General features: G+C 65.5%; 25 protein-coding genes and 1 tRNA gene. 9 read left to right on the forward strand and 17 right to left on the reverse strand.

Annotated features, from left to right (window positions below):
- Nucleotides 1-23: 23 nt before the first annotated feature.
- From IB269_RS20670 to IB269_RS20720, 11 genes are all read right to left on the reverse strand, one after another.
- The gene (locus IB269_RS20670) at nt 24-545 is read right to left on the reverse strand and encodes a hypothetical protein (RefSeq protein WP_080736826.1); all 522 of its coding nucleotides are present in this window, start codon (nt 543-545) and stop codon (nt 24-26) included.
- Complete coding sequence (locus tag IB269_RS20675) at nt 542-1189, reverse strand: lysozyme (protein WP_063326677.1); 648 nt, start codon at nt 1187-1189, stop codon at nt 542-544. The genes IB269_RS20670 and IB269_RS20675 overlap by 4 nt, the downstream gene beginning before the upstream one ends.
- 70 nt (nt 1190-1259) lie before the next feature.
- Nucleotides 1260-1583, reverse strand: a complete 324-nt coding sequence (locus IB269_RS20680) for a holin (protein WP_051940599.1) — start codon at nt 1581-1583, stop codon at nt 1260-1262.
- Complete coding sequence (locus IB269_RS20685) at nt 1573-3912, reverse strand: hypothetical protein (protein WP_192368140.1); 2340 nt, start codon at nt 3910-3912, stop codon at nt 1573-1575. Before IB269_RS20685 ends, IB269_RS20680 begins: the two co-directional genes overlap by 11 nt.
- Nucleotides 3899-4321: a hypothetical protein gene (locus tag IB269_RS20690; protein WP_192368141.1), complete on the reverse strand. Its 423-nt coding sequence runs from the start codon at nt 4319-4321 to the stop codon at nt 3899-3901. Before IB269_RS20690 ends, IB269_RS20685 begins: the two co-directional genes overlap by 14 nt.
- Nucleotides 4322-4350: 29 nt before the next feature.
- Nucleotides 4351-5706 carry a PBSX family phage terminase large subunit gene (locus tag IB269_RS20695; RefSeq protein ID WP_013803299.1) on the reverse strand — a complete coding sequence of 452 codons (1356 nt, stop codon included), beginning with the start codon at nt 5704-5706 and terminating at the stop codon, nt 4351-4353.
- The gene (locus IB269_RS20700) at nt 5703-6479 is read right to left on the reverse strand and encodes a terminase small subunit (protein WP_192368142.1); all 777 of its coding nucleotides are present in this window, start codon (nt 6477-6479) and stop codon (nt 5703-5705) included. Before IB269_RS20700 ends, IB269_RS20695 begins: the two co-directional genes overlap by 4 nt.
- Before the next feature lie 13 nt (nt 6480-6492).
- Complete coding sequence (locus IB269_RS20705) at nt 6493-6858, reverse strand: hypothetical protein (RefSeq protein ID WP_123692012.1); 366 nt, start codon at nt 6856-6858, stop codon at nt 6493-6495.
- Between the two features lie 279 nt (nt 6859-7137).
- Nucleotides 7138-7665 (reverse strand): hypothetical protein, encoded by a 528-nt coding sequence (locus tag IB269_RS20710; RefSeq protein WP_013803302.1) that lies wholly within the window; start codon nt 7663-7665, stop codon nt 7138-7140.
- A 2-nt stretch (nt 7666-7667) separates the two neighbouring features.
- Complete coding sequence (locus IB269_RS20715) at nt 7668-8639, reverse strand: DUF1376 domain-containing protein (protein WP_034391688.1); 972 nt, start codon at nt 8637-8639, stop codon at nt 7668-7670.
- On the reverse strand, nt 8636-8884 hold the full coding sequence (locus tag IB269_RS20720) for a hypothetical protein (RefSeq protein ID WP_141441628.1): 249 nt from the start codon (nt 8882-8884) through the stop codon (nt 8636-8638). The genes IB269_RS20715 and IB269_RS20720 overlap by 4 nt, the downstream gene beginning before the upstream one ends.
- Before the next feature lie 83 nt (nt 8885-8967).
- Between IB269_RS20720 and IB269_RS20725 the strand changes: the two genes are divergently transcribed.
- The 3 genes from IB269_RS20725 to IB269_RS20735 all read left to right on the forward strand — a co-directional run bounded on the left by IB269_RS20725 (nt 8968) and on the right by IB269_RS20735 (nt 10560).
- The gene (locus IB269_RS20725) at nt 8968-9687 is read left to right on the forward strand and encodes a helix-turn-helix transcriptional regulator (RefSeq protein ID WP_013803304.1); all 720 of its coding nucleotides are present in this window, start codon (nt 8968-8970) and stop codon (nt 9685-9687) included.
- A 181-nt stretch (nt 9688-9868) separates the two neighbouring features.
- Nucleotides 9869-10210: a hypothetical protein gene (locus IB269_RS20730; protein WP_225614209.1), complete on the forward strand. Its 342-nt coding sequence runs from the start codon at nt 9869-9871 to the stop codon at nt 10208-10210.
- A 53-nt stretch (nt 10211-10263) separates the two neighbouring features.
- The gene (locus IB269_RS20735) at nt 10264-10560 is read left to right on the forward strand and encodes an ogr/Delta-like zinc finger family protein (protein WP_225614239.1); all 297 of its coding nucleotides are present in this window, start codon (nt 10264-10266) and stop codon (nt 10558-10560) included.
- Here the strand turns inward: IB269_RS20735 and IB269_RS20740 are convergent.
- The 5 genes from IB269_RS20740 to IB269_RS20760 all read right to left on the reverse strand — a co-directional run bounded on the left by IB269_RS20740 (nt 10554) and on the right by IB269_RS20760 (nt 17204).
- On the reverse strand, nt 10554-11861 hold the full coding sequence (locus IB269_RS20740; RefSeq protein ID WP_192368143.1) for a type II toxin-antitoxin system HipA family toxin: 1308 nt from the start codon (nt 11859-11861) through the stop codon (nt 10554-10556). The genes IB269_RS20735 and IB269_RS20740 overlap by 7 nt on opposite strands.
- The gene (locus IB269_RS20745) at nt 11861-12262 is read right to left on the reverse strand and encodes a helix-turn-helix domain-containing protein (RefSeq protein WP_123692020.1); all 402 of its coding nucleotides are present in this window, start codon (nt 12260-12262) and stop codon (nt 11861-11863) included. The genes IB269_RS20740 and IB269_RS20745 overlap by 1 nt, the downstream gene beginning before the upstream one ends.
- 272 nt (nt 12263-12534) lie before the next feature.
- Nucleotides 12535-12621: transfer RNA gene (locus IB269_RS20750), tRNA-Leu, on the reverse strand.
- A 120-nt stretch (nt 12622-12741) separates the two neighbouring features.
- Complete coding sequence (locus IB269_RS20755; protein ID WP_013803309.1) at nt 12742-15957, reverse strand: efflux RND transporter permease subunit; 3216 nt, start codon at nt 15955-15957, stop codon at nt 12742-12744.
- Nucleotides 15954-17204 carry an efflux RND transporter periplasmic adaptor subunit gene (locus IB269_RS20760; RefSeq protein ID WP_192368144.1) on the reverse strand — a complete coding sequence of 417 codons (1251 nt, stop codon included), beginning with the start codon at nt 17202-17204 and terminating at the stop codon, nt 15954-15956. The genes IB269_RS20755 and IB269_RS20760 overlap by 4 nt, the downstream gene beginning before the upstream one ends.
- A 174-nt stretch (nt 17205-17378) precedes the next feature.
- Between IB269_RS20760 and hpnC the strand changes: the two genes are divergently transcribed.
- The 4 genes from hpnC (at nt 17379) to IB269_RS20780 (ending at nt 21689) form a co-directional block, all read left to right on the forward strand.
- Nucleotides 17379-18263, forward strand: coding sequence for a squalene synthase HpnC (gene hpnC / locus IB269_RS20765; RefSeq protein ID WP_192368145.1), 885 nt, complete (start codon nt 17379-17381; stop codon nt 18261-18263).
- Between the two features lie 67 nt (nt 18264-18330).
- A complete protein-coding gene (gene hpnD, locus IB269_RS20770) occupies nt 18331-19176 on the forward strand; it encodes a presqualene diphosphate synthase HpnD (protein ID WP_013803312.1) in 846 nt (281 codons plus the stop codon).
- Nucleotides 19173-20546, forward strand: a complete 1374-nt coding sequence (gene hpnE / locus IB269_RS20775; protein ID WP_192368146.1) for a hydroxysqualene dehydroxylase HpnE — start codon at nt 19173-19175, stop codon at nt 20544-20546. Before hpnD ends, hpnE begins: the two co-directional genes overlap by 4 nt.
- A gap of 123 nt (nt 20547-20669) precedes the next feature.
- Nucleotides 20670-21689 (forward strand): Bug family tripartite tricarboxylate transporter substrate binding protein, encoded by a 1020-nt coding sequence (locus tag IB269_RS20780; RefSeq protein WP_192368147.1) that lies wholly within the window; start codon nt 20670-20672, stop codon nt 21687-21689.
- Nucleotides 21690-21734: 45 nt separating this feature from the next.
- Here the strand turns inward: IB269_RS20780 and IB269_RS20785 are convergent, their stop codons facing one another.
- The gene (locus IB269_RS20785; protein ID WP_192368148.1) at nt 21735-22418 is read right to left on the reverse strand and encodes a GntR family transcriptional regulator; all 684 of its coding nucleotides are present in this window, start codon (nt 22416-22418) and stop codon (nt 21735-21737) included.
- Between the two features lie 167 nt (nt 22419-22585).
- On the opposite strand from IB269_RS20785, the gene IB269_RS20790 reads away from it, so the two are divergent.
- A complete protein-coding gene (locus IB269_RS20790) occupies nt 22586-22984 on the forward strand; it encodes a carboxymuconolactone decarboxylase family protein (RefSeq protein WP_012204485.1) in 399 nt (132 codons plus the stop codon).
- A gap of 10 nt (nt 22985-22994) precedes the next feature.
- The gene (locus IB269_RS20795) at nt 22995-23858 is read left to right on the forward strand and encodes an NAD(P)-dependent oxidoreductase (RefSeq protein WP_192368149.1); all 864 of its coding nucleotides are present in this window, start codon (nt 22995-22997) and stop codon (nt 23856-23858) included.
- Nucleotides 23859-23921 lie beyond the last annotated feature (63 nt).

Here is a 23921-nt window from a genome sequence, read left to right on the forward strand (position 1 = left end):
TTGGCAGTTCCTGATGTGCGTGCTCAAGGGAGATTGGCAGGCTTGGCACGGGGCCAGGCATCACCCATCAATCGGACGTCAGCGGCATGGCCATCAGCCGCTCGCGCGATGTCTGCACCGCGCTGTGCCATTCTTGTACCTCGCTCTGCCAGACTTTCGAGTAAGGCTGTGCAGGTGCTGGCGTACTGGGCAAGAGAGGGCCGGGTAGCTGCGCTGATACGTTCTGGCAAACCGGCGAAGTCACCGCGCAAGCCTGCAGCAGCAATGTGCATGTCGCGCAGGCTGCGCTCAAGATCCTGCTGGACCAGCGCATTGCGCTGCTGGGTACGTTGGAATGTGGCAAGTGCATCGTCAAGTCCCTTGGAAAAAGCAGCCATGTCCTGCGCGGCCTGGCGCACACGGGACAGTTCGTCGCTGACAGCCTGTTGCCTCAGTTGCTCCAGGCGCACTCCGTAGCGTTGATCCTGAGTCCACCACGCGCAACCTGCACCGAGGATGAAGGCCAGCCCTGCAGCCATGGACTGGACGAAGAAGCGGGAGCTCAAGGCATGACCCTCCACTCTCGGCAGATTTCGCCATTCGCATCGCCTCGCAGTTGCAGCCCCGGCAGAACGGTGGAAACGCCCTTGACCGTGCCCCTATTCCAGCGAGGGTTCTCGTTGCAGGCCCCTGCCAGATCACCGGCGTTGGCTTTGCGCCGCAGCGTGCTGGAAGCCAGGCTACCCGCCCCCTTGTTGTGCACGAAGTCGATGAATTGCCCTTGCACGAATGGGTCATACGCCGCCCAGTCCACAAGCATTTGCCGTGCATGGCGCTCTGCAATCAGGTAGCGGCCAAGTTCCAGTGCATAGCAGTCTGAGGAGCTGTACCAGCGGCCCGCCGTGACCCCCTCTCCAGTGATGCCATTGCAGACAGTCAGTGGCTGGCCCTTGCCCAGCTTGTCGACATAGGGCATTCCCACATGGCGCCCGCTGCTCTCGTAGAACGAGCCCAGTACCATCGCAACCTTCACACCGGGCGAGGTTTCAGTATCTGCCGCAACGGCCTGCACATAGGGATCGTTGAGTGCCGGGCCGTCAATGTGCCGGGCCACGATTGCCCCTCCACTGCCCAACCCGGCCAGCAACACCAGCGCAGCCAGCCGGCCTGCCAGCCATGCCGGCACCTTGGAAGTCTGCTCAGCCATCATGCATTCCCCTGGGCATGCACCCATGGCCCGGCAGTTCGCCCAGGCAAGGCGGTGGTCCATCGATCTTGCGTCATTGCCCCCCCTCCTCGTCTGGGGCATTGCGCGTACCGCTGCGGCGCATGAGGCTCATGCGCAATTCGTGCTCGGCCTGATCACGAGCCTCTTCCGCCAACTTCAGTTGAAACTCCTTGCGGCGGTAGTACCAGCTGACCGAAAAGCCTGCGACCCCCACCACTATGCCGATAGCGACACCGGCTTCGGAGGTCAAGAGCCAGCCAAAGCCACCCAGCCCGAGTCCGCTCCAGCCGACCTTGCTGCTCATGGCCGCCGCCGCCCCAGCGTTTGTTGCGTTGGCCGCAGCTTCGAGCGCGGCCTGCGTGACGTCATTGCCCATCCATCACTCCTTGTTGTTCAAACTGGGCGAGGCGACCCGACATCGAATCGAGATGCTGGCGGCTCAAGGCCTGGATTTGCGCCACGCGCTCGCGCGAATCGGCCTCGATGCACGCCACCTGCAGGCGCACGTCCTCGTCTGCCCGGATCTGCAGCGTCTTGTTGGCAAGGTCTGCATTGGCCTTGGCAAGTTGCTGGCGCATGTTGTCCAGCTCAACGTCCGCATCGCGCCGCACTGAGGCGGCCGCACCCGCCATGCGCAAGGCCAGAGCCTGGTCCCCGCCGCTGGCACGCATGTGCTCGGCCTCGGCCTCCAGCTTCTCGGCACGGGCATTGACTTCACGGACCTTGGCCACCTGCTCGGCAAGCGCCTGGCGCGCGCCCTCCTGCTGCATTTGCAGGGCCTCGGCCTGGGCCTGCATCTGCTGCTGCATCTGTTGCTGCTCTTCGGGTGTAAGAGGTTTGGCGGGGTCGCGCTCGCCGGTCAGCTTGCGCATCTCATCTGCGATCTGCTCCCTATTGGGCAGGTCGGAGTAGTCCATGGCGATGGTCAACAGGCGCAACGCAGCCTCGGGCGGCATGCGGCCGGCCATCTGTGAAAGCGACTCGAACATGACCTGGCGCAACGTGCCCGCATAGTCCTGCTCGGACACAATGAAATCAGCCAGGCTTGCTGTGATGTCGTTGAGGTAGCGCACGCTGCCATCCGGCTGCAGCTCGGGCAGGTTGATGCGTACCCAGTCGAGACGCCCTTTGTGGCCTGACAGACGAATGACCTTTTCCTCCGTGTACCACTGCTCGATCAGGCTCAGTTGCTTCTCGCCCTGGATCTGCACAGCCAGCCGGTGATTGTCGAATGGCTGTGTGGTCACGACCGATCCTTGCATCTGGCGCGCCTTGATCGCAATGCCGGAGCTGGCATTCGTCTGCCGGCCCAGGTTCTCGCTGCCGATGCCGGCGGACTTCTGTATCGCCTGGGTATCCAGGTTCATCATCTGCATCTGGCCGGAGGCCATCTCGCTGTCGCGGTGCACCTCGAATTTCCGTCCGGCGCGATAGATCACGACCCCATCGGGCTGATTGATTTCCTCGCGCGCCTCGTTGATATCGTCGAAGGCGCCCTTCTCGGCGAATATCTGGTTGGTGGACAACAGGAACAATGCTTTGCTGGCCCGCTTGTTCAGGTCCATTTGCAGATCGCGTACACGCCGCACCACGCCATAGGGCATGCGATCGCGGCCGCGGCGATAGCACCAGATGGGCGTGAGGCTGAAGCTGTTGTGCCGCATGGGCATGGGCCCCAGCGCAAGCAGATGGCCTTCGGTGAATACGGCCACGTGCATGCGCATGACCACCCGGTCCACGATGGCCCCGCCAGCCTGACCGATGGCTTGCATCAAAGCCTGGTCCCAGGGTTCGACGAACGCGCCCTTGAACGGCCCTTCGGTCACGACGCGAACCGAGGCCGGCATGCGGAACTGGCACTCGATCAACCGCACGCGGCGGCGCTGCTCGTCATCGGCATCGCCGTAGCCACTGGCCAGGCCACCCCGCGAATGCTGACTGGAGGAATGGCCCTGGTAATGGAATGCGTCCTCAGCCCACTGCTGCGCGCTGTGCTCCTGTCCCTGCTCCACTGCACGCTGCAGCACGTCGCGGCGAGCTGGGTACATGGTGATGGCCACATCCTCGTCCACCCAACGGGTGCGGAAGATATAGCGCGCGTCGCTCAGATCGTTTTCCATGGCCATGGAGTCCCAGAGCACGTTGCGCCAGTCTTCGTACTTGGAGTAGATGATGTCCTTGGTTGGGTCGTTCCGTACCCCGTCGTCCAGCCAGCCGACACCCACCTTGATGGTGTCTTCAAAAGCCCGGCTGCGGTTGAAGCCCGTGCGATTCACATCGGACACGTACTTGAGCACCTTGGTCTTGATGTCAGCCATCTGCACGCCTTCCTCGGTCCGTGGCAGCACGCTCCAGTCCACGCGCGCGCGCCGCTCCGTACCAATCAGCCAGTCGCACATCACGGCTACCTCGTTGAATACCAGGGGCACCTGGCCGCGCCCCTCCAGCGTGGCTGCGTCGGCAGGATCCCATTGGTCGCCGTCGTAGTAGTCGGCGTCGATGGACATCTGCAGGCGGTTCTCGGCCTGGATCTCGCGTTCGCGGTAGTACCAGCTCAGGAGCTTTCGCAGCGTATTGCGGGCCTCGGCCTGGTCCAGCGGATGCTGTGGCGCTGTGTCCACCACATCGAAAGCCAGCGGCTCATCGTTCAGGACGTGCTCGCCCACGCCTGCTCGGCGGTTGAAGCGGGGTTCAAGCAGGGACATACTCGGCCCCCACATCAGGAACGGTCAAAGCCTGCGCTGCAATTTCCTTGCCTTCCATCTTGATCACCAGGTGACCGAACTCGCGGCCCCGGCGCTCCCATGGCGGCTCGCTGGGCATGGCCACCAGATCAGGCAACCCTTCATTGATGATGGTGGCCACCCGCACCCAGTTGGCCCGGCTGGGTTCAATACCCAAAACCTCGCAAGCCTTCACGCACATGCGTGCAAGGTAAGACGGATGGTCATAGAGATAGGCGGCGCTCTCCATCACCACATACCAGGGCGCTTTGGGACGCAGACTGGGGATCAGGACCAGGGCCCTCTCTCCATTGATCCAGGTGTAGATGGCCAGCAGGTCGCCGTGCCGGCGGTGGAGGTGGGACTTGCGAAGATCGATGCATGCAGGCATGCCATGACAATGGCAGGCTTGGCACGGTCTCAACGCGCCATGCCGCCTCCGCGCCGCCGATTTCTCATCGCGCCCTGGGTCGCGTTATCCATGCGCGGCAGGGCCATGGCCAGATAGCGCCACACATCTGCGCCGTGGCTGGCGTCGTCATGCAGCGGCGCGCCAGGCTCCTGGGTTCGGGGGTCTATCTGGCGCCGATACCGGCTCAGGCAATCCAGCAATTGGGCGCACCTGCCGGCATCGACATAGGCCTGGGCAAAGATGCCGCGCGCCATCCGTATGCCGGCCTCCAGCCCGAATCGCTCGAGCACCTCGACCTCTCGGCCCATATCCTGCAGGATCTGCTGCGAAGTCTGCCCGGTCTTGAAGTCTCCGTGCGCGCCATCGTGCGGGAGGAAGTCTGTGCCCCATAGATAGGGGAGTTTTTCCATCTCCTGCACGTACCACTCCAAGGTCTTCTGGTGGCCTTGCATGAAATGAATGATCCGAAAGTCCACGGCCGTTCGCTGCACGAAAGCGATCGCCATGTCGTCGGCCCATCCCAGGTCCCAGACAGTATGCACGGGCAACCTGGGATTGCAGGGGACGGGGCAAACGCGGCCGTCGTTGTGCAGGCGCTCCACCTCCTTGGCGTAGATGGCACCAGCCAGGCTGCGTCTGGGACGGCCCTCCCAGATGTTCCAATAGCTGTCTGGATCACGCTTGAAATGGCGTCCCCGTTCCTTGTCCAGCACATCGGGAAACCATGGGTTGTCGCGCCAGTTGATTTCGCAGAGCCAAGTATCACCATCCGCATGGGTGATGAAGCGGTCATAGGTTGGGTCACTGGCCAGGCCAGGATTGAGCGTCAGCCAGATCTCGGATCCTGGACGCCGAATGGTGGGCACCAGCACCTCCCAACTGCCCGCGCTGACGCCCTGCGCCTCCTCCACCCAGACGATATCGATCGCCTCGAACGACTTGATGGAGTTCACCGTATGGGCCTGCAGGCCTGCGAACAGGATCAGTGTTCCGTTGGCTCCGCGGATTTCCGTACCCAGCACCTCGTAGAACGCCCCCAACCCCAGGGCCTCGATCTGGTCCTGCAACAGGCGATGCACAGACTCGCGCATGGACTTCTGCACCTCGCGGGCACAAAGGATGCGCAAGGGGCGGTTGCTGCCAAGCACCAGCAAGGCCATGGCAACGGACCACGACTTCGCCCCTCCGCGGCCACCGTACATGACCTTGAACCGCCGCGGCTCGAAGAGCGGCCTGAGCTTGAGCGGGAACTCGACGGTGACGCGCGAGCGCTCGACCTCATAATCGGCTGCAAAATCAGGAGGCTCGCCCGAAGGCAGGCTGTCGAGCGCGAGCATCGGCAATTCATCAGACATGGTGCTCATGCTCGCTCCTCGCGAGGATCGTCACTGCGCCGGGGTGGCTCAATGAAATGCACTTCGAAGTGCCCCATGCCCATGCTTTTCTGAGCGGTGTCCCGCTGGTACAGGCCGTGATAGCGCATCAGTTTCTCTATCACATCCAACTGGCTGCGGAGGCTGATCTCCGTGCCGTACTTGCCTTCCTTTGCGCCACCGAACAGCGCCAGCGCACCGCGCCCAAGGCCGCGCGTGTCCTTGACGACCGTGCGTGGCAGGCCGGCGCCAAAACACTCAGGGCACTCCGCCAGGGGGGGACGGTGGGCCTCGTAGCCCACCCCGCCGAGCTCGGGAAAGTCCTGAAATTGCTTGCCGGCATCAATCCACTTTTCACGCTTGGAGTTGTACTCGGACAGCGTGTACTGGTAGCCATGGGCGGCTCCGTAGCAATGCCGGCAGCACGATACGTGAACCTCGACCAGATCGCGCGGATCGGCCATCAGCATTTCATGGAGCCGGCGCACCACTTCCTCGGCCCGAACCTCGGCATGCTCCGCGACGCGTTGGCTGCACTCCCTGACATAGTCCTGCACCCGTGGATCCTTCAGCAGCCTGGCGCCCTGAGATGCCGCAGAGGATGGACTGTAGCCTGCGGCGACTGCCGCCCGCGTGGCATTGAAACCCGATGCAACGTACTCCCGTGCAAAGCGACGATGCCGCTCCTGCGTGCTGCTGTGCTGACGGGAGGAGGAGACTTGCTCCCCCCCGGAAAGGACGGTGTTGGAGATTAGCGTTTTCATGCCTGCGAACCTGTCAGGCTTGGGACGCGCCATCAGGCAGGCCCGAAGAATTCGCAGGCACCTCGCGACGGTCGCAGATCAGTCGGTAGCGCAGAACAGGCTTGCGCCCGGGCAATTCGGTGAGCTTGGCTTGGACCAGGCTCCGCCCCGTCAGGTACTGCAGCGCCCAATCGATCTCTCCTTTTGAACGCCCTAGCGCAAGCACCAGTTCGCAATGGAAGAACCAGCGGTCCGGCAGTTGCTGCAGATGGCGCAACAATGCGTCCGTACCACTGCCTGGGCGCACGACTCCGGCAGGGCGAGGGTTGTGATTCCTGGGCCTGCCATCCTTTCGGCCTTGCAGTTGCCCCGCCAGCCAGTTGATCGCTTCGTCTCCCATACGTTCAGACCTTTCCTGCACGGGCTTCAGCCAGGCTCAGATGTGGCAACCAACGAGCCGATCCGGCATGGATGGCGCACACCGGGCCGCGCCGTTCAGGCCACTGGAATACGTTGTTGCGAAAAAGCGTGGAATTCAAGGTTCTACCCTTTCAATGGAAGGCTGGGAAACGGGGCGGCTCTGGGCACGGCAGGGGGCGATTGGTGCCACAGCGCAGCAGGTAGGGACGTCAGGACGACGGAGATAGGCTGTGGAGGGCATTCGGACAAGTCTGGACAGTCATCGCGGCCACCCATCCATGCCCATGGCCTGCATGGCATTGCGAAGCACTGCGCGGGTGATGGTCTGGTCACCGGCCCGGGTTCGGGCCAGGATGCGGCGCGCCCAGTCCTTGCCATCGCCTACAGGCACCAGTTGCACACGGACAGGCGAAGCACCAGGTGCTGGCAGACGAGTCCACCCCTGCAACTCGGCATGTGTGCTGCGCGGGGTGGCGGCACGGCACAGCGCTTCAAACTGAGGCAGATGCGGCGGGAAATCCGGATGGGCCGCAGGCAGTCGGGCCACGGCAGTTTCAATCACACTGGAGTCGTATTTCGCCAGCGCTGCACTCCAGACACGCATGGCCGCGCGGACCCCGAGATCTCGCCCGCCATCATCCAGAACGCCTGTGGCGAATTTGCTCAGAAACAGCGAACCGTAGGACCCCTGCATGACCAGGAACAGGTTTTTCACGGCGGAACTCGCGGCCTGCTGCCGGAGCTCTCCCGTTATCGCAACGGACGACAGGGCGGAAATGCTCTGCATGCCTACGCCTCCATGATGGCCGCGTAGGCTGCGCCGTGCCTGCCCACGGGGACGGAGCGACGAATAGCGGCCCTCGTCGGTGGCGGCAGTGCGGCAGCCAGCCATTCCAGCGGTTGCAGCGGCCTGGCCTGGGCGCAGGCACGCAGCCTGTCGATCAACGCATCGTCCCCATGGACCTTGCGCAACCCGCCAAGGAAGGACCGAGCCTGTCTTTCCGGCGTACCCGAGTTGACCAGCAGAGACAGCCCATAGCCGAAAATGATCTCGCTGCAGTCGCTGGCAGGAACGGGCTGGCGGATCGAACCGCCAGGATTGGAGCGAACATCAGGGTGTCCCTGTCTCTTTCCCTTTCCCTGTCCCTTGGAGGCGCTTTCTGCAGAGACCGCAACACAGCCTCCACGGGACACCGGAGCACTGTCCCCAGGGACACTGTCATCTTGTTCCCCCGGACATGCGTAACCGTCCCCGGACATGGACAGCACCTGTCCAGTGGGACGGCCGCAATCTATCCATTCCTCATACGATGGACGGCGCACATCTGTCCCGTGCCTGTCGTTGTGCTTTTTGATGCGGCTGCATTCGGTGCGCCAACGCTGCAGCAACTTGGCACTCCAGGCATCGCGAACCTTCTCCGCTACCACCGCGTGGTGGTAGCGTCCGTCGCTGCATAGCACCCAGCCTCGCATGGCTCCCTCACGCACGCGTTTCCACTTGGGGTCAATACGTCCCCGCAGGGCATAGCCCGCCTGTTTCGCGATCCAGGCATCGTTGTCCGGCATGGAGCCAGCGGGAACTTGGTGCCAGGCGGCAGACCACAGCAGCACGGCGGCCCAGCATGCATCGGGAGTCTCGTTGGCCGCCAGGTCCGAATCTCTCAGCCGGGCGACATCCAGTGGCATGAACGGAAAGTCGGAAAGATCACAGTCGCAGGGCACCATGGGATCAGGCAGAACGGCATTGCATTGGCTTGTCATGCGCACCTCCCATGGCCTATCGAGCGAGCTTCGTTCTGGAAACGAGCCCTTTCGGTCAATGGCAGCGCATCCAGGGAAAACCTGCCGCCCCCCAAAGCCACCATCACGTCAGCCAGCCCCAACTCCACTTTCCCGCCGCCATAGACCAGCTTGCTCAGCAGCCCTGGCGTGGTGCCACACCGCTCGGCGAACTCGGCACGCCCGCGACGATCCAGCTCACAAAAAAACAATTTGAATGGGTTCATGCAGCACATGATACCCAAGGAACCTACAAAAAGATACCCAAAGGTATCTTGTACCCACAGGTACTCAACGCGAAAATCAGGCCATGGATCAGCACACACGCCTGCAACAACTTCTTACAATCGTCTGCTCGGAATTCACCCAAGGCAATCGGGCCGCGATGGCACGCGCCATAGGAAAGGACGCAAGCTACGTCAACCGACTTTTCTACCCTCAAGACAAGAAGGGCGCCAAAGGAATTGGGCAAGAGTTGATGGAAGCCACGCGGACGGCATTCGATCTGCCGCGCGGATTTTGGGAAATGACACCCAATGAGGCAGCCGCAGCTCTAAAGCACACCCCCGACCTGGTGGAAAATACCAACAAGAAACTCACACGAGATGAAATAGTGATTCGACAGTACTCCACAGGTGGCGCCATGGGCGGCGGACTGGTCTTGCGAGACCAGCCCGGCGTCATCAACAGCTGGAGCGTGAACAGTGAGTGGGCCCAGAAAAACCTCCCCTACGTGACGTCCTACGACAACCTGGCCATCGTGACGGGCTTTGGAGACTCCATGCTGGGGATGTTCAATCCAGGCGATCCGCTCCTGGTGGACACTGGCGTCAGGGAGTGCGAGTTCGATGGTGTCTACTTCTTCTCGGTCGACGGAGAAGGCTTTATCAAGCGCCTTCAGCGAATTCCCGGTGAGGGCATTCTGGTGATCAGCGAGAACAAGAAATACCGGGAGTGGTACATCAAACCCGGCATGAACCTTCAGATCCTGGCCAAGGTGCTGCGTGCCTGGGAAAGCAAAGTCTACTAACCCGCACAGAAGACTACCAAGCCACCCTCAGGGGTGGCTTTTTTTGTCAACAATACCCACTAATACCCAAAGGACAATACCCAAAGAACCATCAAAAACAGAACCTTAAGGTATATTCAAGACATCGGTTCCAGCAACCACGCACACCTACCTCGCCTTGCCACATCGATTGCAGACAGCCATGAAAGCAAACGCGTCTACAGCCTGCTGGGCCCACACGGCGGCATCCAGCCATGCCAGCAGCGAAGGCCACGAGCAGTATCTCGCCGAGTACCTGGATGCCTACGTGCTGGAAAACTACGGACCGCCTTGGGTCGCCGAGTTCATCCAGGAGGCCTTGCATGACATGCCCTACCGCGTTGCCCAACAGATTGCCATCGCTGGTGAAAAACAATGTCCAAAGGGCCTCGAAAGCATGGGCATCACGCTGGACGCCTGGATAGGCGGCTACGCCCGCATGCGTGCAACGCAAGTGCTCACCCCAAGACCAGGAAGCCTGGCATCCCATAAGCCCTGCTGTTGAACAGCCGCTCATACCGTCAACTGGCCTCGAAAGGAACATGACCCATGCGAATGATGTGCCCACACTGCAATGAACACGCGTACACACGCACCAGCTTGCAATTGACCAACACCAGCCGGGAAACCATATTCCAGTGCCGCAACTTCGAATGTGGCCACGTATTTTCAGCAGTGACGGAGATCAACCGCACTATCTCTCCCAGCGCCATCCCCAATCCGTCTGTGATACTTCCGATAAGCACACACATCAAGCGCCGGGAAGTCGCACGACAGATGGCAGCCATGCCATTGTCAGAATTCGATGCACAGCAACATCGCGGCACTGAGCCAGCCACCCATATGGCTCAGTGATCACCCCTAAGCAGAAAGCGCCGCGCCTGGTCGCGCGCCCCGTCGAAGATCTGCCGGGCCACAGGCTGCGGCACGCTGGCCGGCAGGCGCGGCTGCAGCCGGTCGATGGCGCCGTCCAGCGCCTCGACCATCTCCACCATGCTCTCCCACAGGCCTGCGATGCGCGTGGTCTCGGCCAGGGCCTTCCAGTGGCGGCGCTGGATCTCGGCCAGGCGGTAGTGGCGGCTGCGCCCCGGCAGGGCCATGGCCATCCTGGCGCGTTGGCGGGCAATCTTGCCGTGGCCGTGACCGATGATGGGCCAGGCCGACAGCACGTCGTACAGCGGTGTCATCTCATAGCCGCCGCCCGGCTGCAGGAACACCGAGAAATTCTTGGCATGCCCGTCCGTGGCCGCCAGCAGCCAGAACGCCAGCTGGGCCATCACGAAGCGGGCGCAATCCTGGGCAGGCTCGCTGCCATGCTGCAGCACCTGCAGGCACTGCATCATGCCGGGCCCGCCGTGGGTCTCGTACTTGTTGGCGCTGGCAACGCCGCGCACCTGGCAGAAATCTTCCTGGGGCAGACGCGCAATCCAGCCCTGTGCCGTCCAGGCGCGGTCAAAGCGCTCCACGCACAGAACCTGCTGCCCGCCGAAGGTCTCGATGCTGCTGTCGGCCACGGCAAAGCCCAGCTCGGCCAGCAGGCGGGCGCACAGCCACTCATTGGCCACTGACTCGCTCAGGTCGTAGTGCCAGTGCGGCACCACGCCGATGGCCGGCTTCAGGATATGCGTGGTCGGCGTCGCACCCAGCGGGCGGCACCACTGGCCGCCCTGGCGCAGCACCGCCGTCTTCTCCTGCGCACCGGCAATGGACAGCCGGAACTCCTGGTCCACCTCCAGCGCACCAAACCCGCCACCCAGGCTGGCCAGGTGCTCTGCAATCTGCGCCTCGCTCAGCGGCTCGAAGCGCACCTGGTCGAACCCTTCGGGCACGACGCCCTCGGGCAGCAGCTGCACGGCCCCCACGCAATCGCGGCCAATGGCCTCCAGCAGCGAGAACGCATCGGCCCCGCGCAGCCCGAAGCGCTGGTGAATGCGCCGGCGAATGCCCTCGCCGTCCGGCAGCAGGTTGTCGAAATAGTGGGCCACCACCTCGCCCGCCACCGTCAGGTCGCGGGTGAAGGGCATGGACAGTGACAGCGGCCGCGCATGCGCGCTCTGCGGCCAGGCCGGGTCATAGGCGAACACATGGCGGCCCGTGCGCGTGACCTCCCAGGTGCCCACCCGCTCCCCATTCATCCAGACGCCCAGCGCCGCCATCACCAGGACCCTTTCGGCTTGCGGTCCTGCCAGTGCGGCGGCAGCGCCTGCGGCTTGAAGGCCACGGGGCGGTCGGCGGGCTTGCGGGGCACGTTGTCACCCGCGTACGGTTGTGGAGCTGGCTCGGCAACCTTCGACGCAGCAGGCACAGGCACAGGTGCAGACGCAGGAGAAGCCACCGCATCCGCCCTGGGCCGCATGAGCAGATCGGCATCCAGCAGCTGCAGGATCTCCATCAGTTGGCGCACGCTGATGGCGGCCGGGTCACGCTCTATCGCCGCCACACGCGACTGGGACACGCCCAGCCGCTGTGCCAGTTGGGCCTGGCTCACGCCAGCGGCCTTGCGCAGCGACTTCAGGTGCAGCGCAAGCTGATCGGGCAGTTGCAACAGGTGGTCCATGGTGTTCTCCTGGCCAGGGCATTCAAAATATCATCTCAAGATGATGAATTGAAATTATTACCTCAAGATAATATAACAAATATATCATGCTTAGGTGATATTTTCATTTATCTCGCTACAAGCCTTCCAAGAACGTTGCTGTGGCATAGCGGCATCACATCCACACACCTGTTACCCCCACGTCCGTGACATGCAGAGGCGAAAAAAAACCCGTTTTCGTCGAAGAAAACGGGTTTAAGTGAGATTAGGCGTACTCTGCCATTTCTCTATTGTGGTGCGCGGGGGGGGACTCGAACCCCCACACCATTGCTGGCGTCAGGACCTAAACCTGGTGCGTCTACCAATTTCGCCACCCGCGCTGGTTCTTGGGGGAGCCGCCTGCGCGGCGGCTCCTAGGTCAGGGCGCAGATTCTAGCCGCAATTGCGGGGTGCATTGCCATACCCCGGATTTGAGCGGCGGCCTCTGCGTTCTCGCCGCCTCAATGCGTGGGCTCGCGGCGCACGCGGAACACGGCGGCGTACATGGCCGGCAGCGCCAGCAGTGTCAGCACGGTGGCCACGATCAGCCCGCCCATGATGGCCACGGCCATGGGGCCCCAGAACACGCTGCGCGACAGCGGGATCATGGCCAGCACGGCGGCGGCAGCCGTCAGCACGATGGGGCGCAGGCGGCGCACGGCGGCTTCGATGATGGCGTCCCAGGCCGGCACGCCGCGCGCGCGGTCGGTCTCGATCTGGTCGATCAGGATCACCGAATTGCGCTGGATCATGCCCATCAGCGCCACCACGCCCAGCAGCGCCACGAAGCCGAAGGGCCGGCCCAACAGCAGCAGCGCCGCCGCCACGCCGGGAATGCCCAGCGGCCCGGTGATGAACACCAGCAGTGAACGGCTGACACTGCGCAGTTGCAGCATGAGCAGCGTGAAGGTGAGGAACAGCATCACCGGCACGCCGGCGACGATGGCGTCCGAGCCCTTGGAGCTTTCCTCCACGGCGCCGGCCACATCGATGCGGTAGGCCGTGTCGCCCGCAGCGTGCCAGCGCGCCTCGATCTCGCGCAGGCCCGGCAGCAGCGCATGGGTCAGCGTTGCGCCCTGCAGGCCCTCGCGCACATCGCCCTGCACGGTGATGGCGAACATGCGCTTTTCTCGCCACATCACGCCGGGCTCCCAGACCATCACGGGCTTGGCGATCTGCGTGAGCGGGATCGACTTGCCCGACGCCGTGGGCAGGTAGGCGTTGGCGATGTCGGTGATCGCGTCGCGCTCCGAATACGGCGTGCGCAGCACGATGTCGATGAGCTTGTCACCCTCGCGGAACTGGCCCACGGTGGAGCCGCTGAGCATGACGCGGGCCGCCTGTGCGATGGCCTGGCTGCTCACGCCCAGGGCGCGCGCCTTGTCCTGGTCCACCTCCAGGCGCACGGCCTTGACGGACTCGTTCCAGTTGTCGTTGACGCCGCGCATGTCGGCGTTGGCGATCATGACCTGCTTGACCTCGTCGGCATAGGCACGCAGCTTTTGCGGATCGGTGCCGGACACGCGGAACTGCACCGGATAGGGCACGGGAGGCCCGTTGGGCAGCAGCTTGACGCGGCCGCGCACCTCGGGGAACTCCTGGGCCAGCAGCGCCGGCAGCGCCTTGCGCAGACGCTCGCGCGTGGGCAGGTCCTGGGCGACCAAGATGAACTGCGAGACGTTGTTCTGCGGGAACACCTGGTCCAGCGGCAGGTAGAAACGCGGCACGCCCGAGCCCACCCACTCGCTGACCGTGCGCACGCCGTCCAGTTGCATGAAGCGCTCTTCCACGCGGCGCGTGACGGCCTCGTTGGCGGCCAGCGACGTGCCCTCGGGGAACCAGATGTCCACCAGCACTTCGGGCCGGCTGGAATCCGGGAAGAACTGCTGCTGCACGCGCGACATGCCCACCAGGCCCAGCGCGAAGACCAGCACCGTGATGGCAATGGTCAGCCAGCGGTGCGTCACGCACCAGTTCACGGCGCGCCGGAAGCGGTTGTAGAACGGGCTGTCGAAGACTTCATGCTCGGCCGACGAGGCATTGAGGTTGGTCTCCTCGATGGGCACCTCGCCCGAGGCCACCTCGGGCGGCAGCGTGGCCGCGTGCGGCGGGCGCTTGAGCAGCAGCATGCCCAGGTAGGGCACGAAGTACACCGAGGCGAACCAGCTGAGCACCAGCGCAATCACCGTCACCGCGAAGATGGCGAAGGTGTACTCGCCCGTCATGGACTTGGCCATGCCGATGGGCAGGAAGCCCGCCGCCGTGATCAGCGTGCCGGTCAGCATGGGCTTGGCCGTGATCTCGTAGGCAAAGGTGGCGGCGCGGTACTTCTCGTAGCCCTCCTCCATCTTGCGCACCATCATCTCCACCGCAATGATGGCGTCGTCCACCAGCAGGCCCAGCGCGATGATCAGCGAGCCCAGCGACACCTTGTGCAGGCCGATGTTCCAGTACCACATGGCAAGGAACGTCGCGGCCAGCACCAGCGGAATCGTGATGGCCACCACCAGGCCCGGGCGCGGATCGATGTACCAGCGCTTCCACAGCGGCTGGTGGCCTTCGCGCTTGTGCAGGCCCAGGCTGATGAAGCTCACGGCCAGCACCACCACCACGGCCTCGATCAGCACCTGCAGGAACTCGTTGACCGAGTCGGCCACGGCCTTGGGCTGGTCCTGCATGTTGGCCAGCTCCACGCCGGCCGGCAGCGTGCGCGCGATGTCGCCCACGGCGCCGCGCAGGGACTTGCCCAGGCGGATGATGTCGCCGCCCTTGGTCATGGACACGCCCAGGGCAATCGTCTCGCGGCCCTGGTGGCGCACCTTCACATTGGCCGGATCGGCATAGCCACGGCGGATCTCGGCGATATCGCCCAGGCGCAGCTGCGCGCCCGATGCGCCGCGGATCGGCATGGCGCGCAACTCATCCACCGCCAGGAACTGGCCGGCCACGCGCACCTGCACATCCTCGCGCGGCGTCTGCAGCACGCCTGCGCCCTCGATGGCGTTTTGCTGGCCCAGCTGGCCCAGCACCTGGTTCATGTCCAGGCCCAGCTGCGACAGGCGGCGCTGCGACAGCTCGATGTAGACCTTCTCGTCCTGCACGCCGAACAGCTCGACCTTGGCCACATCGGGCACGCGCAGCAGGCGCTGGCGCACGTCGTCGGCCATGGTCTTGAGCTCGGCGTAGCTGAAGCCGTCGGCCTGCAGGGCGTAGATCACGCCATAGACATCGCCGAACTCGTCATTGAAGAACGGCCCCTGCACGCCCTGCGGCAGGGTGTAGCGCATGTCGCCGATCTTCTTGCGCACCGTGTACCACAGCTGCTGGACATCGCCGGGGCGCGAGTTGTCCTTGAGCTGGAAGATGATCATCGACTCGCCGGGCTTGGAGTAGCTGCTGATCTTGTCGGCGTAGGGCACCTCCTGCAGCGTGCGCTCGATCTTGTCGGTGACCTGCTCGGCCATCTGCTGCGCCGTGGCGCCGGGCCAGTTGGTGCGCACCACCATGGCGCGGAAGGTGAAGGGCGGGTCCTCGTCCTGCCCCAGCTGGAAGTACGAGGCAAAGCCCAGCAGGAGCAGCACGACGATGAAATAGCGCGTCAGCGCCACATGGTCCAGCGCCCAGCGCGAAAGATTGAAGTGCGCGCCCTGCGGCGCCTTGTGTTTGGGCCCGCTCATTGGGCCGCTCCGCTGGGCGCAGCGCCTGCGGCGGCAGGTGCCTGTGCAGGCTGTGTCTGTTGCGGCCGCTGCTGAGCCGGCTGCTGCTGTGCCGGCTGCGGGGCCTTGTCATAACGGTCCTGATAGACCGTGACCTTCTGGCCTGGCGTGAGCACATGCACGCCGGCGGCCACCACCTGCATGCCGGGCGTCAGGCCAGCGGCAATCACGGCCTCGTTGCCATCGGCCGTGGCCAGTTGCACGGGCTGCAGCTTCACCGTGCTGCTGGCGGCGTCGAACACCCACACGGCCGTGCCCTGGCCACCGCCGCCTTCCTGGCGCAGCGCCGTGGTCGGCAGCTTGATCACGGGCTGGCCCGTGGGGCCCATGCCCTCGGGCAATGCGTGGACCGTGGCACCCAGCGGCGGCACGGCGGCGGCGTCCGAAGTGGGCAGTGCCACCTTCACCTGGTAGGTGCGTGTGACCGGATCGGCACTGGCCGCCACCTCGCGCACCTGGCCCTGCAGCGGCTGCATGCCGGCCGACCAGGGGCGCACATTCACCTTCTGGCCCACGCGGATGGCACCGCGCTTGTCTTCGGGCACCACGAACACCACGTCGCGCGGGCCATCCTGGGCAATGCGCACCACGGGCGAGCCGGCCGACACCACCTGGCCGGGCTCGGCGTCTATGCCGGTCACTACGCCGGGCACATCGGCCAGCAGTTGGGCATAGGCTTCCTGATTGCTCTGCGATGCCAGCTGCGCCTTGGCCTGGTCCAGCGTGGCCTGGGCGGACTTGAGCGTGGCCTCGCGCCGCTCCAGCTCCGCACCGCTGATGAAGTTCTGTGCCTTCAGCTGCGAGTAACGCCTCACATCGGCGGCGGCAAGATCGCGCTGCGTGGTCGCGGCCGCCACCTGGGCGCGCGCGGCGTCAGCTCCCAGCCGGTAGTCGCTGGCATCGAGCCGCGCCAGCAACTGGCCTGCCTGCACGTGCTGGCCCAGTTCCACCTCGCGGCGAACGAGCTTGCCGGCCACGCGAAAGCCCAGGCGCGACTCTATGCGCGCGCGCACCTCGCCCGCGTACTCCAGTTGCGTGTCCAGCGCGCCCACGCCTACGGTGAGCAGCTTGACGGCGCGCACCGGCTCGGGCGGCGGCTCGGCCTTGGAGCAGGCGCCCAGCGCCAGCGCGGCGGCCAGGCACAGAGGGGCAAGAAGAAGATGGCGCGGCAAAGCGCGCGCGGCAGGGTTCGATGGCAAGTCGGGCATGTGGATCCGGGAGGGCTGGTGCGAAAAGCGGCTGCGGGCTGCAAGATCCGGGCAACATGCCGCGGCAGCTGGCTGGCGCCGTTTACTGACTGACGGGTTAGTAATTTAGGAGAAGCCCTTGAGCCCGTCAAGTGAAATGCATGGCCTTGCGCGCAGCATCGACAATCGGCCACCGTGAAGTCCACCGCTCCCACCCTGCCCGCCTCCCCCGCCCCGGTCACGCACTACGAGAACTTTCCCGTGGCGTCCTGGCTGTGCCCGCCCCGCTTGCGCCCGCCGATTGCCGCGCTCTACCACTTCGCACGCACTGCAGACGATCTGGCCGACGAGGGCGACGCCACGCCGTCCGAGCGCCTGGCCGCGCTGGCCGCCTACCGTGCCGACCTGATGGCGCTGGGCACCGAAGGCGAGGCCTCCATGCTCGCCCGCACGGCCTGGCCCCTCGTCTTTGCGGGGCTGGCACCGCAAGTACGCGCCCACCAGCTGCCGCTGGCGCTGATGGACGACCTGCTCAGCGCCTTCGCGCAGGACGTGCGCAAGACCGAATCCGGCACCACCTACGCCGACCGCGCCGAGCTGCTTGACTACTGCCGCCGCTCGGCCAACCCCGTGGGCCGGCTGCTGCTGCATCTGTACGGGGTGGATGATGCCGAATCGCTGGCCCGCAGCGACGCCATCTGCACCGCCCTGCAATTGATCAATTTCTGGCAGGACTTCAGCGTGGACCTGCCGCGCGGGCGCCACTACCTGACCGATGCCGACTGCACCGCCCATTGCGTGCGGCGTGAAGACCTGCGCGCCGAGCCCGCTGCACTGACCCCTGCCGTGCGTGCACTGCTGGCCGAGCAGTCGGCATGGGCGCGCGCACTGATGCAGTCCGGCGCACCACTGGTGCACCGCCTGCCGGGCCGCATCGGCTGGGAGCTGCGTCTGGTCGTGCAGGGCGGGCTGCGCATCCTGGACAAGGTCGATGCACTGCAGGGCGCCAGCCTCTACCGCCGCCCCACCGTCGGCAAGGCCGATGCGCCGCTGCTGCTGTGGCGCGCCCTGCGCATGTGATGGCAGGCCGGCCGTTGCGACACCCAGGCTTTGGCTCCCAGCCGTCCATGGGACAATCCGGCCCCATATGAATCCGGATCAGTACGTCCAAGACAAGGCTGCCGCCTCGGGCAGCAGCTTTTATTACGCCTTCCTCTTCCTGCCGCGCGAGCGCCGTGCCGCCATCACCGCCTTTTATGCGTTCTGCCGCGAAGTGGACGACGTGGTGGACGAAGTCTCCGACCCCGGCGTGGCCGCCACCAAGCTCGGCTGGTGGCAAAACGAAGTGCACCAGGCCTTTGCAGGCAAGCCCTCCCATCCCGTGATGCGGGCGCTCATGCCGCACGCCCCGGTCTACGCCATCGAGGAGCGCCACCTGCAGGCGGTCATCGACGGCTGCCGCATGGACCTGGAGCAGACCCGCTACCTGGACTTCCAGGGCCTGACGCGCTACTGCCACCTGGTCGCAGGCGTGGTCGGCGAAGTGGCCGCGCGCATCTTTGGCCAGACACAGGAAGAAACCACGGCCTACGCCCACAAGATGGGCCTGGCCTTCCAGCTGACCAACATCATCCGCGACGTGGGCGAGGACGCCATGCGCGGACGCATCTACCTGCCCATCAGCGAGCTGCAGCAGTTCGACGTCAAGGCGCATGAAATCACCAAGCGCGAGTACTCGGACCGCTTTACCGCGCTGATGCGCTTTCAGGCCGAGCGCGCCCACCGCCTCTACGACGAGGCCCTGGCCCTGCTGCCCGCCGCCGACCGCCGCACGCAAAAGCCCGGCCTGATGATGGCCAGCATCTACCGCACCCTGCTGCGCGAGATCGAGGCCGACGACTTCCGCGTGCTGCACCAGCGCATCAGCCTGCCGCCGCTGCGCAAGCTGTGGCTGGCCTGGAAGATGCAGGCGCTGGGACGCATGGCGCGGTGAGCCGCGAGAGCACAAGGCACAGGCCGCGCGCCGCCATCATCGGCGGCGGCTGGGCCGGCTTTGCCGCCGCCCTTGCGCTGGCGCGCAGCGGCTGGCACATCACCCTGCACGAGGCCGCACGCGAGCCCGGCGGCCGTGCGCGCGGCATGGACCTCGACACGCCACAGGGCCCGCTGCGCGTGGACAACGGCCAGCACATCCTCATCGGTGCCTACACCGAAAGCCTGCGCCTCATGCGCGAAGTGGGCGTGGACCCTGAACGGGCGCTGCACCGCCAGCCCATGGCCCTCCCCTATGCCGATGGCAGCGGCCTGCGCTTTCCCGACTGGCCTGCGCCGCTGGATGCGCTGGCCGGCATTGCAACCGCACGCGGCTGGAGCCTGGGCGAGCGTGCAGCCCTGCTGGCGCGCGCCGTGCGCTGGCGGCTGGCGGGCTTTCGCTGCGCGCCGCAGGCCACCGTGGCCGACCTGTGCGCCGGCCTGCCGCAGCGCTTGGTCACCGAGTTCATCGACCCGCTGTGCATCTCGGCGCTCAACACACCCATTCACCTGGCCAGCGGCACGGTGTTCCTGCGCGTGCTGCGCGATGCGCTGTTCAGCGGCCGTGGCGGCTCGCATTTCCTGGTGCCGCGCCGTGACCTGGGCAGCCTGTTCCCCGCGCCGGCCGCGCAGTGGCTGCAAGAGCGCGGCCATGCCGTGCGCCTGGGCAGCCGCGTGGCCGAACTGCAGCCCCAGGGCCCGCACTGGACGCTGGGCGCAGCCCAGGGCGAAGACGCGCCCTTCGACGCCGTGCTGCTGGCCTGCCCCGCGCCCGAGGCGGCGCGCCTGGCACTCACCGCTGCCGAGCACGACAGCCTGCCTGCGCGCGACGGCATTGCCCTGCAGCGCTGGGCGCAACTGGCCCAGGAACTGCAGCACCGCCCCATTGCCACCGTCTATGCGCAGACCGGCGATCCCTCCCACACATTGCCCCCGGGCGCGCCCTGGCTGGCGCTGCGCTCCACGCCCGATGCGCCTGCGCAATTCGTCTTCGACCGTGGGCAACTCGGCGGCCCGCAGGGCCTGATGGCCTTCGTCATCAGCGACAGCGCATCGGACCGCGAAACCCTGCAGGCCCAGGTGCTGGCCCAGGCCCAGGCGCAGTTGGGCTGGCATGGACTGGTTGCGCTGCGCACCGTGATCGACAAGCGCGCCACCTTCGCCTGCCTGCCGCAGCTGCAGCGCCCCGGCATGGAGTTGGGCCACGGCCTGTGGGCCTGCGGCGACCATGTGGATGGACCGTACCCGGCCACCATCGAGGGCGCCGTGCGCAGCGGCCTGCAGGCGGCCGAGGCCATCGGCCAGGCCCTGGGTGCCGAGGGAAAAGCCTGATCCCCCGGGTATCTCCGTAGCCTGCAGACCCTGGTTTGACAGCAGATTGACAGCCGCCGGCGCCACCATCGCTGGCGCCGCATCCGCTGCCCATTCACTACAACGATAGCCAGGAGACCAGACATGCCTTCGCGCGACTTTCTTCACCACGCAGACCTGCCCCCGCTCGGCCGCCGCCAACTGCTGGCCGGCACGGGCGCCATGGCCCTGTCGGGCCTGCTGCCTGCGGCCGCGCTGGCGCAGGACGCCTGGCCCACGCGTCCCATCCGCTTTGTCGTGCCCTTTGCGCCGGGCGGCAGCTCGGAAATCGTGGCGCGCTCCACGGCGGCCGAGCTGTCCAAGACCCTGGGCCAGAACGTCTTCGTGGACAACAAGCCCGGCGCGGCCGGCAACATCGCCATGCAGGAAGTGGCGCGCGCCGATGACCAGAGCACCGTCATCCTGGGCCACATCGGCACCCTGGCCGTCAATCCCTACATCTTCGACAAGCTGCCCTACGACGCCAACAAGGACTTCCAGCCCGTCAGCCTGCTGGCCAAGGTGCCCAGCCTGTACGTGGTCCACCCCGATGTGCCGGTCAAGAACCTGCGCGAACTCATCGCCTACGCCAAGAAGAAACCCGGCCAGCTCAGCTACGGCTCGGCCGGCAATGGCAGCGCCGGGCACCTGGCCTTCGAGTACCTCAAGATGACGGCCGAGATCTTCATGCTGCACGTGCCCTATCGCGGCACGGGGCCCATGATGACGGACCTGATGTCAGGCCGCCTGGACGCTGCATCCGTGGGCGCCGCCGCCCTGCTGCCCTTCATCAAGGCGGGCAAGGTGCGCTGCATCGCCACGGGATCGACCCAGCGCCTGCCCCAGTTGCCCGACGTGCCCACCGTGGCCGAGCAGGGCTTCCCGGGCTTCGAGATGACGCAGTGGTACGGCATGCTCGCGCCTTCCAGCATGACCCGATCCCACGTGGACAAGCTGGCCGCCGAATGCGCCAAGGCCGTCAAGGCGCCCGACGCGCTCAAGCGCCTGCAGGGCGATGCGGCCGAGCCCATCGGCAGCACGCCCCAGCAGTTCGCGCAGTTCATTGCCACCGAGCAGGCGCGCTGGCAAAAGGTGCTCAAGCGCGCCCAGGTCAAGCCGGACTGAGCGCACACGGACTGACACCCCCAGGTACAGGCGCAGGCCCCGGCATCAGCTGGCCGGGCCAGCTTTTTCGGCCATGGCGCGCAGAACGCCCTGGCCGGCCTTTTGCACGTGATCGGCGCTCAGGCGCGCGGCCTGATCCGCATCGCCCTGCTCTATCGCCGCCACGATGGCGTCCAGTTCGGCCAGCGTCTGCGGCAGGCGCCCGGGCTGGGACATGGAGATGCGCCGCAGCACCGTCACGCGGTTGTTCAGCTGCCGCAGCATCTGGCCGGCCACCAGATTGCCGCAGCCCTCGATCAGGATGTCGTAGAACTGGTTCTTGATCGCCAGCAGGGCCACCTTGTCGCTGGCCACGGCGGGCACGGCCAGCTCGCCCAGCTTGGCGCGCAGCGCGGCGCGCTGGCCTGCCGAGGCATGCAGCGCAAAGCCCCGGCTGGCCAGCCCCTCCAGGCTGGCCCGCACCTCGTAGATATCGCGCACCTCCTGCACCGAGATGTCCGTGACCTCGGGGCCGCGGTGCGGAACGATGGTGATCAGCCCCTCGGCCTGCAGGTGCTGCAGCGACTCGCGCAGGCACGAACGGCTCACATCAAGGCTCTCGCACAGTTCGCGCTCGGACAGCTTCTGGCCCGGCGCAAACACGCCATCGAGGATGGCCGTGCGCAGGGTCTGCGTCGTGCGCAGGCGCAGCGACGTTTCTTCGCGGGGGACACGCAGTATCTGGTTCATGGGACGAATCCTACCCGCCAATCCAGGGGCCGGACGGACTGACGGATTGTCATACACACACCTGGCCCGGCAGGCAATCCCGATTTTCATCAAGTAGGATTGTCTGACAATCTGATTAAATCCACTCCATCGAAAGACACCTTCACCGCCTTCCATCAGGAGTTTTCATGACCCGAGCCTATGCACCCAAGAACCCCGCCCTCTTCGACCAGGGCCTGTCCACCCGCCGCGAGGTGCTGGGCGCCGAATATGTCGATGCGTCCATCCAGAACGCCACGGACTTCAACATCGACATGCAGGAGCTGGTCACCCAGTACTGCTGGGGCGATGTCTGGAACCGCCCCGGCCTGGACCGCAGGACGCGCTCCTTCCTGAACCTGGCCATGATCACGGCGCTGAACCGCCCGCATGAACTCAAGCTGCATGTGCGCGGCGCCATCAACAACGGCCTGACCAAGGAAGAGGTCAAGGAGGTCTTCCTGCAGACCGCCATCTACTGCGGCGTGCCGGCCGCCATCGACTCCTTCCGCGTGGCTTCGGAAGTCTTCAAAGAGATGGACATCTGAGGCACGCAGCATGACCACCATAGGATTCATCGGCCTCGGAATGATGGGCCAGCCCATGGCCCACCTGCTGCACGCCGCAGGCCACGCCCTGGTCATCCGGGACGCCGTGCCCGCCGCCACCGCACGATTCGCGCAGGAGCATGCGGGCGTGGCCGTGGCATCCGGCGCGGCCGACTTTGCCGGCTGCAGCGTGGTCTTCACCATGCTGCCCGACTCCCGCATCGTCGATGCCGTGGTCGGCGAACTGGCACCGCACCTGCCGCCCGGCGCCTGCATCATCGACATGAGCTCGGCCGACCCCAACCGCACGCGCGCGCTAGCCGGCCTGCTGAGCGAGCGCGGCATCGGGCTGCTGGATGCGCCGGTCTCCGGCGGCGTCAAGCGCGCCATTGCGGGCACGCTGTCCATCATGGTCGGGGGCGATGCGGACCTGCTCGCCCAGCACCTGCCGCTGCTGCAACGCATGGGCCAGGCCATCACCCATGTCGGCCCCGTGGGCGCGGGCCATGCGCTCAAGGCGCTGAACAACTATGTCTCGGCAGCGGCCCTCATCGCCACGGCCGAGGCCATTCATGCAGGCGCGGCCTTCGGCATTGCGCCGGCCACCATCGTGGACGTGATCAACGCCTCCACCGGCAAGAACAACACCACCGAAAACAAGGCCCACCAGTTCATGCTGAACGGCGCCTTCAACTCGGGCTTCTCGCTGGCGCTGCAGGCCAAGGACGTGGGCATTGCCCTGTCGCTGGGCCAGGCCATGCACACGCCCATGGCACTGGCCGAACAGGTCAGCGCCATGGCGGCCGAGGCTTCCAGGTCCCTGGGACCCGCCGCCGACCACACCGAGCTGTACAGGTACGTGGCCCCGGCCTGAGCCTGCGCCGTCTCGCCGTCGTCAAGGGCCGCATGCGGCCCTTGCCTTCCTGCCTCACGCCAC

Origin of the sequence: Delftia sp. DLF01 (assembly GCF_014852125.1) — a bacterium.
Lineage (GTDB): Bacteria > Pseudomonadota > Gammaproteobacteria > Burkholderiales > Burkholderiaceae_C > Comamonas > Comamonas acidovorans.